Here is a 12,408-nt window from a genome sequence, read left to right on the forward strand (position 1 = left end):
GACGGAGCGTTTCTGGAGCAGGTAGGCGTGACCATGATCAAGCCTCATCCGCAGTGGTATCAGTCGGAGTCTCCCGAGGTGTCTCGGGTATATCTGCCCGACACTCCCCATTCATTTGACGCAAGCCTTCCGCCTCGGCAAGCGTGCTCAGGTCATAGTCGATCCGGCAGGTGTCCGTGCCGGTCGGGCCCCACTTGACCGTCAACCGGCCGCTTTCGTGCGGCAAACGGACAAACGCCATGCTGTTCTGTCCGACCACGCCGACGTTGGCCTCGCTTTCGTCGAACACATCGGCACCGAAGGGCAGCGGGCTGCCATCGTCGCGGGTGGCCGTGATGATCACGGCCCGACCCGTGCTGGTCTCGTACTTCAGCACCACCACGGAACCGGCCCGGGGAGCGACGTTGTGCGAGGCGGACTTGAGTTCGATGTCATGGGACATGTCCCGCGGATCCAGCTCGACCACGTTCTGGCGGTACGGCGTGAGGTGCGGCACCACCGCGTAACCGTTGTCGTCCACCTGGGCATCGTTGTTGCTGCCGACCCAGGCGCCTTTGGCGCCGGGTGCGTTGACCAGGCCGATGGTGTCGCCCAGTTCCGGGGTCAGGGTCAGGCCGTCGGCGTGAGCCACGAGGCCACCGGACAAACCCACCGATTGCGAGTGATAGCCGTTGCCCTGGCTGAAACCGGTGGAGGCCACGGCATAGCGGCTGCGGTATTGCAGGTCGGCGTTGAAGCTGTTGCCGACGCCGTTGTCGGCATGGCCGGCCGAGACCCCGTAGTTGATCTCGCTGCGTTCGCCCCAGGTGCCGCTGAGACCGGCCTGGGCACTGCTTTGGCGGTCGCCGCGGCTGAGATTGCTCCACAGGTTCGGTGCGCGGTTCGAGTAGCCCAGCGGCAGGCTGACGGTGAGGTCGATCTGGTTGCTGCTGCGCTCGGTCAGCAGGTCGCGGCTGCGCTGCGCGCTGATGGTGTAGTTCACGCGTTGCCAGGAACTGCTGTAGCCGGCGGTGAAGCTCAGGGTGCCGCCCTTGCGGTTCCAGTAATTCTGCGACGAGCCGGTGAGAAAGACCGAGCCCTGTTCCAGGCTCTGGTTGAGGCTGATATCCAGGCGTTCGCGCACCCGGCTCACGCCTTCCAGGTCGCCGCCCTTGCTGGCGATCTCGCGCAGTTGCGCGGTGTCGCGGGCGCTGAGGAAGCCGTCGGTGGAGTAGCGGAAGGCACCCAGGGCGAAGTTGGTCCCGGTGTCGGCGAAGTTCTTGTTGTAGCGGGCTTGCAGGCTCTGGCCCTGGCGATTGGCAAGCCCCGGCAGTTCGGCCTGGGAGGCGGTCAGGTCAAGGGAAATCGCTCCCACCGGGGTGTTGAACGCCGCTCCCAGCAGTTGCGATTGATAGCCTTGCGAGACCAATGCGCCGACATAACCGGTGACCAGGTTGCTGAGACCGTACTGGAAGGTGCCCTGGGTCAGCCAGGGCTTGCTGTCGAGGCCGAGTTCGTCCATCTCGCCGAAGCTCAGGGAGTAGCGGCTATAACCCGGTCGGATCAGGTTCACATTGGAGGCGAATGGCACGATGAACTGCCGCTTGCGACCGTCGGCCTCGGTGACGGTGACCTCCAGGTCGCCGCCGTAGCCGGTGGGGAACAGGTCGTTGAGTACGAACGGGCCCGGCGGCACGCTGACTTCGTCCAGCAGTATGCCGCGCTGGCGCACGCTGACTCGGGCGTTGGTCTCGGCCACGCCCCGGACGATGGGGGCGTAGCCGGTCAACGAGTCGGGCAGCATGCGGTCGTCGGTGGACAAGGTCATACCGCGCAGGCGGATGCTGTCGAACAATTCGCCGGTGGTGTAGATCTCGCCGGTCATGAATTGCGATTGCAACTGCGGCAGTTCCCGTTGCACATAGGTGGCGCTGCTCTGGTAGCCGCTGCTGGCCGAGTTGCTGCTGTAGGCGCCGTTGTGCCGCAGGTGCCAACCGTTCAGGTTGAGTCCGGTGTGCAGCCCCAGGTAGTTGGAGAACGATGAGCGGCCCTGGTTGTTGTTCATGAAACCGTTGGCGTTGTAGCGGACGAATGCCGCATTCACGCCCGTGTCCCAGTGCTCCGGGCTGACGTAGCCGCGTGCCGTGCGGGAGAGGTAGAGCTGTGGCACTTGCAGGTCGAGCCGTCCTTCACCTGCATCGAAGTTGACGCTGGCGCCGGGTATGTAGGTGCCGATGTCGCCACAGGTCGGCAGGGTCGGTAACACCGGCGGAATGGTTTCACCGGCTTCGGCGGCCTTTTGTGCGATGCCATCGAGATCGATCCCCAGCCTTGTCAACTGGGGCCGCTCCAGGCAGAGCTGGGCATTGTTACGGCCCTCGACGGCGGCGAAGGTCAGTTCTTCCCGGCCGATCCAGTTGCCGTTGATGGAGACATCCGCGCGGTATTGGCCCGGCAGGACCACGTTGCCTTCGTTGAAGCGCGAGATATCGATCTGTCCGCCACCACCGGGAAAGAACGCCGGATTGAACTCCACCCGCTCGACCCCGTCCGCGGCCAGGGCATTGCCGGCTGCCAGCAGCAGGAGGCTGTGAATGGCGTGGGCCAGGCGGTTGCGCGGGGTGGGCAATACGCCGGGTACAGACTGGGTCTTCGATCTCATCGCTAACGTTCCAAACCTTGTGTGTTGCCGGATTCGGGCAAGCCGGGCCCGACCGTCGCGCGTTCTTGGTCGCGGACGGGGCGGGAATCTCTTTGCTGGTTGGTGTTCCTGGCGTGCCAGGCGCTGGTTCAGCCGGTCATGGCGTGACCTGGGCCTTGTGCGAGTGCCGGGCGCCGTAATCGTCGATGGTCTGGAACTCGATCCAGGCGCCGGCCTTCGGCATAGACTTGAGGCTCGGCAAGGGGAAACGGTTATCCGCCTTCGGGTCGACCATGTTTTCCGGCCCGGTCTGGCCGACCGGTTTGGCATGGCGCTGGCCGGCCGCGACCAGTTCCACCGAGTCGAAGTTCAGGTGGTAGGGTGTCGGGTTGTGCACTTGCAGGCTTTGTCCCTGTTCGCTGTTCACCAGGGTCCAGCGCAGTTTTTCCGCAGCCTGCGCGGATTCGTAGGGCAGGTCCTTAGGCCGGAAAAACACCTTGATGCGAGTGCGGAAAGCCAGCTGCAACTGGTTGCTCTCCGCCGAGTCCTGGGCCTTGGGCGGGACTTCCAGCATGTTGAGCCAGAACAGGCTCTCCTTGTCCGTGGGCAGCGGTTCGCCGGTATAGGCCAGCCGTACGACCTGCTGCTTGCCCGGCTCGATGCGAAAGATCGGGGGGGTGGCGAGGAACGGCACGCGAGCCTGCTCCGGGGCCACCTCCTCGTTACCGGTATCCAGCCAGACCTGTACCAGGGCCGGTTTCTGGTTCTTGTTCTCGAAGCGTATCGTCACTTCCTTCTGGTTCGCCGGATACACCACCCGGGTGCCGGTGATGATGACGCTGGCCTGCGTCATGAAGCTGGTGCTCAGTATCAGGGCCGCCAGGGAGAGCAGGATGACGAGGCGTGCGGTCGTGCCGCTGCGCTGGAGTGTGTTCATGAGTACGGGTCGGTCCGGTTCAAGAGGTGATGTCGGCGCTGTGGCTGACGCGCGCGCCGAAGTCGCTGATGGCGGTGAACTCGACCTTCAGGGCACCGCTGGGCGGGGTGCGCAGGGCGGGCAACGGGAAGCGCTTGATATCGCCGGATGGCAGCAACAGGCTGTCGTTGGCCTCCTTGTTCGGCGCCTTTGGATAACGTTCGTTGTGGCCTTTGCCCACCAGTTCGACCGAACCCAGCGAGACGTGATACGGCGTGGGATTGACGACTTCCAGGGCGTGGCCGCCTTCGTGCCGCACCAGCTTCCAGCTCAGCCTCGGTGCCGCGGCCCCCTTCGGATAGGGCAGCCCCTGCGGTCGGTAGAACACGCGCAGGCGGGAGCGGAATGACAGTTCCAGCAGGTTCCTGTCCATGGCATCGGTCACGGTGGGTTGTACTTCCAGCACATTGAGCCAGAACAGGCTTTCGCGGTCGGTGGGCAACGGCTCGCCGGTATAGCGCAGGCGCGGGGCCTGCTGCTTTTTCGGTTCGATGCGCAGGATCGGCGGTATCGCGGTAAAGGGCGCCTGCGCGGTCGCGGGTGTCGCGCGTTTGTCACCATCGTCGAGCCAGAGCTGGACCAGGGCCGGGCGTTCGCCCTTGTTCTCCAGCCGGACCACGACTTCCTGCTGTTCGGCGGGATAGATCACGCGTGTGCCATGGATGACCACGGCGGCAAACGAGGAAGTAGCGTGCAGCGATGCCGTCAGAAAGGCACAGGCGACCATGCCCGAACGAACCAGGTTGTTCATTGGCGAAGCTCTCGTGTTGAAGGCTGGACCCGCAAGGGCGCGCGGGTCCGTTGGATGACGCTTAGTCGGCGTACTCGACCATGAAGCCGACCCGGGTGGCGACCAGGCCTTCGCCCGCGGCACCGGTGGCGTAGTACTGGGCGGCCAGGGGAATGACCGCCTGGTTGTCGGCGATGACCACGCCTTCGGACTTCTCGGTGTAGACGTGGATCGGCGTGCCGTCGCGCTGGGTCACCTCGACCTGCACGTTGCTGGCGGCGTCTCCGGTGCTGTCGATGTTCAGGCGGCCGGTGGCGACGTCGATGGCCGGGCTGGTCGGGTCGAACGCGACCAGTGCGGTGCGGCCGTTGGTGCAAGCGGTTTCGCCCGGCGCGCCGACGCGAATCGAGAAACCGGTGAGGTTGGCGCGGTCGCCGGCGTTCGTCAGGCGGGCCGCGGATACGCCGCCCAGGTCGACGTTCTTGACCACGCTACCGCCGCCCGGCGCTTCACCTTCGATGGTGCAGGTCACGTCGGTTACCAGGCCGTTGAAGTTGATGATGCCGTCATTGGCGGCGGAAGCCGGCAGGGCGATGAGCGCGGCCAGGGCGAGAGACACGGCGGCAGAGACTTGGGAGATTTTCATGGAATTACCTTGAATGGTTTCAGTTGATTTCCCTTCCGGCAGCCCTCCGGGGGGAGGGTGGTAGCCTGTCGGATGAGGCCGCTACTCTCGCGTAGCCGGGCTCGGGGGAACATCGAGATAACTCGAAACGCGGCAGTTTCGTGATTTCTCGAAGGGCTTTCCGTTTGTGCTCTCGGCGCTGGGTGCTATAAGCCTGAAAGTTCTGTAGGTATTCGCCACGCCCCTTATCTGTTGGCTCGGCTCTTTCTCGGGAGGTCTAAAAAAAGATGACTAGCGCAGTCCCTGGTTCCTACACAGTCATGCTGCTGGACGATCACGAACTGATAAGGGTGGGTACTTCCCTGTGGTTGTCAAAGGAGCCTGACCTCGAGGTTGTCGGCTCCTTTTCCACGGGCAAGGAGCTGCTCGCCGCCCTGGCCATCAGGCAGCCGGATATCCTGGTGATCGATTTCATGCTCGGCCCGACGGAGATCGACGGGATCAACCTGATCCGCGCACTGCGGGTGCGTTATCCCGATTGCCGGCCGCTGGTGCTTTCGGCCCATTACACGCCGGCGACGGTGTCCCTGGCTCTGCGGGCCGGGAGCTGGGGGTTCTTTGGCAAGACCCAGCGCCTGGACGGGCTGGCGGCGGCGATCCGCACCGTGGCCCGGGGCAAGATCTATCTGCACCCGATCATGGCCAGGGAGGTTGCCACGGTATCGGAGAAGGAGGTGTACGAGGCAGCGAACGTCAACGAGCTGGCGCCCGTTTGTGCCCATGACATCCTCTCGCCCAGGGAGCGGGAAGTGCTGCGCTGTTTTCTCGATGGCATGTCGGTGAACGGGATTGCCGAGAAGTTCTCGCGCAGTGCCAATACCATCAGCACACAGAAACAGTCGGCCTACCGCAAGCTGGGGATCAAGACCGACAGCGAACTGTTCAAGCTGTCCAGTTCGCTACGGGATTCGAGCGCGATGGGCTTCTGATTGCGGGCCCGCGCCGCCTGGTCGCGGTTATCAGATAAAGGTCACCACGCCACCGGCGAGGGATTTCACCCTGGCCAACGATTCCACGCGATAGCCCTGGGCGTCCAGTTCGGCGCGGCCGCCCTGGAACGACTTCTCGATCACGATGCCCAGGCCCGCCACGGTCGCGCCGGCCTGCTTGATGATCGAGATCAGCGCCTGGGACGCCTTGCCGTTGGCCAGGAAGTCATCAATGATCAGCACGCGGTCGCTGCTGGTCAGGTGGCGCGGGGAGATCGCCACGGTGCTTTCCACCTGTTTGGTGAAGGAGTAGACGGTCGCCGACAGCAGGTTCTCCGTCAGGGTCAGGGACTGGTGCTTGCGGGCGAAAATCACCGGCACGCCGAGGTTCAGTCCGGTCATGATCGCCGGGGCAATGCCCGAGGCTTCGATGGTGACGATCTTGGTGATGCCCGAGTCGGCGAACAGCGTGGCGAATTCGTCACCGATCAGTTTCATCAACTGCGGGTCGATCTGGTGGTTCAGGAAGGCGTCGACCTTCAGGACCTGATCGGAAAGCACGATGCCTTCTTCGCGAATTTTCTTATGCAGTGCTTCCACGGAACGTCCTCAAGTAGCGCATTTACGCTGAAAATAGAAAAAATAATAATATCCGATCGTTCCCACGCTCCGCGTGGTAACGCCGCGATGGACGCTCTGCGTCCGCTTCAAAAGCTTCGCGGGCAAGCCCGCTCCCACAGCGTCACGGGCTGCATTCCCACGCTCGAGCGTGGGAACGATCATACCTGTCAGTTAAGGCAAGCCCGCTCCTACGCAAACCCGCTCCCACAAGAAGGAATCGTTTAAAAAGTAGTCAATTCTAGCGCTTTAACATGGCGCGTATATCCGCCAGCGCGGAGTTGCCGCGCACGGCTTTCACTTCGGTCGGGGTGTCATCGTTGCCTTCCCAGGCCAGGTCGTCGGGCGGCAGTTCATCGAGGAAACGGCTCGGCGCGCAATCGATGACCTCGCCGTACTGCTTGCGCTTGGCGGCGAAGGTGAAGGCCAGGGTCTGGCGCGCGCGGGTGATCCCGACATAGGCCAGGCGCCGTTCTTCCTCGATGGTGTCGGCCTCGATGCTGGAGCGGTGGGGGAGAATCTCCTCCTCCATGCCCATGATGAACACATAGGGGAACTCCAGCCCCTTGGACGCGTGCAGCGTCATCATCTGCACGCCTTCGGCACCGTCTTCCTCCTCCTGCTGACGTTCGAGCATGTCGCGCAGGACCAGCTTGCCGATGGCGTCCTCGACGGTCATATCGCCATCTTCGTCTTTTTCCAGGGTGTTCTTCAGCGCCTCGATCAGAAACCAGACGTTGCTCATCCGGTAGTCGGCGGCCTTGTCGCTGGAGCTGTTGGTGCGCAGCCAGTTCTCATAGTCGATGTCCATGACCATGCTGCGCAGGGCGGCAATCGGGTCTTCGCCGGCACACTGCTCGCGGACCTTGTCCATGAAGCGCTTGAACCGCGCCAGGCGGTCGGTGAAGCGGCTGTCCAGGTGTTCGCCCAGGCCGATCTCGTCGGTGGCGGCGTACATCGAGATCTTGCGTTCGGTGGCGTAGTTGCCGAGCTTTTCCAGGGTGGTCGAGCCGATTTCCCGGCGCGGCACGTTGATCACCCGCAGGAAGGCGTTGTCGTCGTCCGGGTTCACGATCAGGCGGAAGTAGGCCATCAGGTCCTTGACTTCCTGACGTCCGAAAAAGCTGTTGCCGCCTGACAGGCGATAGGGGATCTGGTGGTGCTGCAGCTTCAGCTCGATCAGCTTGGCCTGGTAGTTACCGCGATAGAGGATGGCGAAATCGCTGTAGGGGCGGTCGGTGCGCAGGTGCAGGCTGAGGATTTCCATGGCCACGCGCTCGGCCTCGGCGTCCTCGTTACGGCAGCGGATCACGCGGATCTCGTCACCGTGGCCCATCTCGCTCCAGAGTTGTTTTTCGAACTCGTGGGGATTGTTCGAGATCAGCACGTTGGCGCAGCGCAGAATACGGCTGGTGGAGCGGTAGTTCTGTTCGAGCATCACCACTTTCAGGGACGGGTAGTCGTCCTTGAGCAGCATCAGGTTTTCCGGGCGCGCACCACGCCAGGCATAGATCGACTGGTCGTCGTCGCCGACCACGGTGAATTGGTTGCGCGTGCCGATGAGCATCTTAACCAGCAGATACTGGCTGGCGTTGGTGTCCTGGTATTCGTCCACCAGCAGGTAGCGGACCTTGTTCTGCCACTTCTCGAGGATATCGGCATGTTCCTCGAACAGCTTCACCGGCAGCAGGATCAGGTCGTCGAAGTCCACCGCGTTGAACGCCTTGAGCGTGCGCTGGTAGTGGGTGTAGACGATGGCGGCGGTCTGCTCCTTGGGGTTGCGCGCGTTTTCCAGGGCCTGGGGCGGCAGGATCAGGTCGTTCTTCCACGAGCCGATCATGTTCTTGATCTCGTCGACGCCGTCGTCGCCCGAGTATTCCTTCTGCATGATGTCGGTCATCAGGGCCTTGACGTCGGCCTCGTCGAAAATCGAGAAGCCCGGCTTGTAGCCCAGCCGCACGTGCTCCTTGCGGATGATGTTCAACCCCAGGTTGTGGAAGGTCGAGACCGTCAGGCCACGGCCTTCGCCCCCCTTGAGCAGGGTGCCGACGCGCTCCTTCATTTCCCGCGCGGCCTTGTTGGTAAAGGTCATGGCGACGATGTACTGGGCGCGGATGCCACAGTTCTGGATCAGGTGGGCGATCTTGCGGGTGATCACGCTGGTCTTGCCGGAGCCGGCACCGGCGAGCACCAAAAGAGGGCCGCCGACGTAGTTCACGGCTTCTTGCTGCCGGGGGTTGAGTCGGGACATGGCGAAGTCAGTGGTCTGTTACGAAAAAGGGCGGGCATTTTAACAGGCTGGACAGATTCTGCCGCGACTCTGCGACACTGTGACGTACCACGCGATCTAAATTTGCCGGTTTTGTTACTTTCCCGCAGGATGCGCGAAGAATTTAAGGCTATCGTTCAAGTTTGCACGGTACAAAGCTGCGGTTGAGAATCAATTGCGTTTGTGGTCGCTGCACGGCGCGTCATAATGCCTTTCGCCACTATCTTTTTGCAGAGTCTAGGGAGCTAGCTTGTCCAAGCCTGTCGAACCCTTGCGTTTGCTGCTTCTGGCCGAAGAGCCGGCGTGGGCAGCGTTGTTGCGCGAGTGTCTCGCTCCTATGGGAGGCGCGGCCGTATTGGTCAGTGCGACATCCTGGGAGTTGGTCAGTGGCCTCTTCGATGATGAACGCACGGCGGTATTGCTGACCGTGCCCGGTCTGCAGCCGGCGCCGGGGCGTTGCAGCCTGCCGACCGTACTATTGCTTGACAGCGAGCCCGACGTGGCGCCGCTGGGCGTCAGTGACTGGCTGGTCCGCGCGGACCTGGACGCCTCGACCCTGCGTCGCTGTCTGCGCCACGTGCGTGAGCGCGGGGTGCTGGAAAATACCCTGCAACGTCTCGCCGAACAGGACCCGCTGACCGGCATCGCCAATCGCCAGGGCTTCCAGACGCTGCTGGCGGCACGCCTGGCCGAGAATGAAGGGCGCGGCCTGGCCCTCGGCCACCTCGACCTGGACAACTTCCGTCACGCCAACGACGCCCTCGGCCACCAGGCCGGCGACCGGCTGATCCTGCAAGTGGTCGCACGCCTCAAGAGCCAGCTCGAAGCCGGCGATCAGCTGGCGCGCCTGGGCAGCGACGAGTTCGCCCTGTTGATCGACACCCGGCGGGCACCGCAGCGGGCGGAGTGGATGGCGGAGCGAATCATCGAAGTCATGGCCGAACCCTACTGGGTCGACGGTGAAAGCCTGCTGATCGGCTGTAGCCTGGGCATCGCCCACGCCCGTGCCAACGCCGGTGCCGACCCGCTGATGTGGCACGCGCACATTGCCATGCAACAGGCCAAGAGCACCCAGGGTTGCACCTTCCATATTTTCAATGAACGTATCAATCGCAATGCCCGCAGCCTCGCCGACCTTGAAAGCGAGCTGCGCCGGGCGTTGCGTCGTGACGAACTGGAGCTGCACTACCAGCCACGGCTTGACCTGGGCACCGGGCAGATCGTCGGTCTCGAAGCCCTGGTGCGCTGGCGCCACGGCGAACGCGGACTGTTGCCGCCCAGCGAGTTCGTGCCGCTGGCCGAGCAGAGCGGGCTGATCGTGCCACTGGGCTACTGGGTGATTTCCCGGGCTCTGCGGGATATGCAGGACCTGCGCGAGCGCGGCCTGGGGCCGTTGCACATGGCGGTCAATCTGTCGTTCCGGCAGTTCCAGGACAGCCAGTTGCTGTCGACCTTGAGCCGGCTGATTGCCGAGCGCGGTGTCGAGGCGCAATGGCTGGAGTTCGAGCTCACGGAAACCGCGGTGATGCGGCGCAGCGACCTGGTCAAGCAGACCATGGATGCCCTGGGACGGCTGGGGGTGCGCTTTTCCCTGGACGACTTCGGCACCGGCTTCTCCTCCTTCGTGCACCTCAACAGTCTGCCGATTGCCTTGCTCAAGGTGGACAAGAGCTTCGTCGGCGGCATGGAGTTGCGCGAAGAGAACCGCAAGCTGGTTCACGCCATGATCAACCTGGCCCACAACCTCAACCTGGAAGTGGTGGCCGAAGGTGTCGAAACGCCGGAGCAACTGGCACTGTTGCGCGGCTTTGGCTGCGACCAGGCCCAGGGTTACCTGATCAGCCGGCCGCTGCCGCTGGTGGAGCTGGTCGAGTACCTGACGTTCGGTGCCAGCCAGCAGGCGGTGCAAGAGGTTTGCTGACCCCCCTGTAGGAGCCGGCAAGCAGGCTCCTACAAGATCATGCCTCACCACAAAATATCGTTACTGCTACGACCCTTGTAGGAGCTGGCTTGCCAGCGATGAGGCCTTTGAGTCTCGCGGTGCTTGTCCAGGCGCCATCGCCGGCAAGCCGGTTCCTACAAGGGTTCCAGGGTGAGTTCACGGCGGCGATCACGGCGGCCTAGCATTCGCTTCATCCGCCATTCGAACGCCAGGGTCAGGCCCACCGCCGCGAACGCCAGCCCCAGGGCCAGGCCCCACCAGACGCCGGTCGGCCCCCAGCCGATATTGAACGCCAGCAGCCACGCCGCCGGCGCCCCGATCAGCCAGTAGCAGCCGAGCCCGACCAGGAAGGTGGTCTTGGCATCCTTGAGCCCGCGAATCGCGCCCATGGCAATGGTCTGTGTGCCGTCGAACAATTCGAACCAGGCGGCCACGGCCAGCAGGCTGACGGCCAGGTCGATCACCGGGCGGAACGCCGGGTCGTTCTGGTCCAGGAACAGTCCTATCAACTGATGCGGAGCGAGCCAGAAGAGCATGCCGAACGCCAGCATGGTCGCCGCGCCGAAGGCGATACCGACCCGTCCCGCGCGCCGCGCATCCAGCAACTGCCCGGCACCGTAGTGCTGGCCGATGCGCAGGGTGATGGCATAGGAAATCCCCGCCGGAATCATGAACGCCACCGAGACGATCTGCAGGGCGATCTGGTGCGCCGCCAGCTGCGTGCTGCCCATGGTGCCCATGCACAGGGCGGCGAACGCGAACAGCCCGACTTCCACCGCGTAGGTGCCGCCGATGGGCAGGCCCAGCCGCCAGAGCTCGCGCAGGTACTGCCAGTTCGGTCGTGACAGGCCCCGGCGCAAGGGGTAGTCGCGATAGGCGGCATGTCGCCGGATATGCCAGGCCATGGCCAGCGCCATGCAGTTGGCGACGATGGCGGTGACCAGGCCGATACCGGTCAGTCCCAGCCGGGGCAGGCCGAACATACCGGTGATGAACGCATAGTTGAGCGCAAAGTTGGCCACGGTGCCGCACAGGCTGATCACCATCACCGGGGTGGCGCGTCCCAGGGCGCTGGTAAAGCCGCGCAGGGCCATGAAGCTCAGGTAGCCGGGCAGGGCGAACGGCAGCGCCAACAGGAACTGGCCGGCCGCGTGGACATTGCTCGGCGTCTGGCCGAACAGCAGCAGGACCGGCTTGAGGTTCCACAGCAGCAGGCCGGCGACCAGCGCCATGGCCCAGGCCAGCCAGAGCCCGGCCTGGGTCAGGCGGGTGGCGCCCTCGACATCGCCGGCGCCGTGACGAATCGCCACCAGGGTGCCGACCGCGGCAATCACGCCAAGGCAGAAAATCGACACGAACGAATAGCTTGCAGCGCCCAGGCCCCCGCCGGCCAGGGCCTCGGGACTGAGGCGGGCCATCATCAGGGTGTCGGTCAGCACCATCAGCATGTGCGCCAACTGCGAGGCGATCAACGGCCCCGACAGCCGCAGGATGGCCCAGAGTTCGGTACGTGCAGGATGCTGCATGATCATCAGGCTCGAAAAGTGGCAGGCTAAGGAAAAGATTGATTCTCGGTGCCCGCGCGGGTTTGCACAAAGGGATAAAAACGATTGCTCGCATGATAAAAACTCATGCAGGA

Annotated in this window: 9 protein-coding genes; 2 read left to right on the forward strand and 7 right to left on the reverse strand. The window is 63.6% G+C overall.

From position 1 onward, the window contains the following. Positions 1-37 precede the first annotated feature (37 nt). The 4 genes from HX851_RS00120 to HX851_RS00135 all read right to left on the reverse strand — a co-directional run bounded on the left by HX851_RS00120 (position 38) and on the right by HX851_RS00135 (position 4,972). Entirely contained in the window at positions 38-2,641 is a 2,604-nt protein-coding gene (locus HX851_RS00120) for a fimbria/pilus outer membrane usher protein (protein WP_177064500.1), read from the reverse strand. A 136-nt stretch (positions 2,642-2,777) separates the two neighbouring features. Further along, positions 2,778-3,557 carry a fimbria/pilus periplasmic chaperone gene (locus HX851_RS00125; RefSeq protein ID WP_177064502.1) on the reverse strand — a complete coding sequence of 260 codons (780 nt, stop codon included), beginning with the start codon at positions 3,555-3,557 and terminating at the stop codon, positions 2,778-2,780. A 19-nt stretch (positions 3,558-3,576) separates the two neighbouring features. Then, entirely contained in the window at positions 3,577-4,347 is a 771-nt protein-coding gene (locus HX851_RS00130; protein WP_177058326.1) for a fimbria/pilus periplasmic chaperone, read from the reverse strand. 61 nt (positions 4,348-4,408) lie between these two features. After that, positions 4,409-4,972: a fimbrial protein gene (locus tag HX851_RS00135; protein ID WP_177058325.1), complete on the reverse strand. Its 564-nt coding sequence runs from the start codon at positions 4,970-4,972 to the stop codon at positions 4,409-4,411. Between the two features lie 299 nt (positions 4,973-5,271). Here HX851_RS00135 and HX851_RS00140 point away from each other — a divergent pair, with 299 nt between their 5' ends. Continuing rightward, positions 5,272-5,940 (forward strand): response regulator, encoded by a 669-nt coding sequence (locus tag HX851_RS00140; protein ID WP_177058495.1) that lies wholly within the window; start codon positions 5,272-5,274, stop codon positions 5,938-5,940. A gap of 30 nt (positions 5,941-5,970) precedes the next feature. Here the strand turns inward: HX851_RS00140 and HX851_RS00145 are convergent, their stop codons facing one another. Next, entirely contained in the window at positions 5,971-6,540 is a 570-nt protein-coding gene (locus HX851_RS00145) for a xanthine phosphoribosyltransferase (protein WP_177058324.1), read from the reverse strand. A gap of 259 nt (positions 6,541-6,799) precedes the next feature. After that, entirely contained in the window at positions 6,800-8,809 is a 2,010-nt protein-coding gene (rep, locus tag HX851_RS00150; RefSeq protein WP_177058323.1) for a DNA helicase Rep, read from the reverse strand. Positions 8,810-9,077: 268 nt separating this feature from the next. Here rep and HX851_RS00155 point away from each other — a divergent pair, with 268 nt between their 5' ends. After that, positions 9,078-10,748: a putative bifunctional diguanylate cyclase/phosphodiesterase gene (locus HX851_RS00155; RefSeq protein ID WP_177058322.1), complete on the forward strand. Its 1,671-nt coding sequence runs from the start codon at positions 9,078-9,080 to the stop codon at positions 10,746-10,748. A gap of 155 nt (positions 10,749-10,903) precedes the next feature. Here HX851_RS00155 and HX851_RS00160 read toward each other — a convergent pair whose 3' ends face one another. After that, on the reverse strand, positions 10,904-12,295 hold the full coding sequence (locus HX851_RS00160) for a NorM family multidrug efflux MATE transporter (protein WP_177064504.1): 1,392 nt from the start codon (positions 12,293-12,295) through the stop codon (positions 10,904-10,906). Positions 12,296-12,408 lie beyond the last annotated feature (113 nt).

The sequence above is a fragment of the Pseudomonas gingeri genome (genome assembly GCF_013385635.1).
Taxonomy (GTDB): domain Bacteria; phylum Pseudomonadota; class Gammaproteobacteria; order Pseudomonadales; family Pseudomonadaceae; genus Aquipseudomonas; species Aquipseudomonas gingeri_A.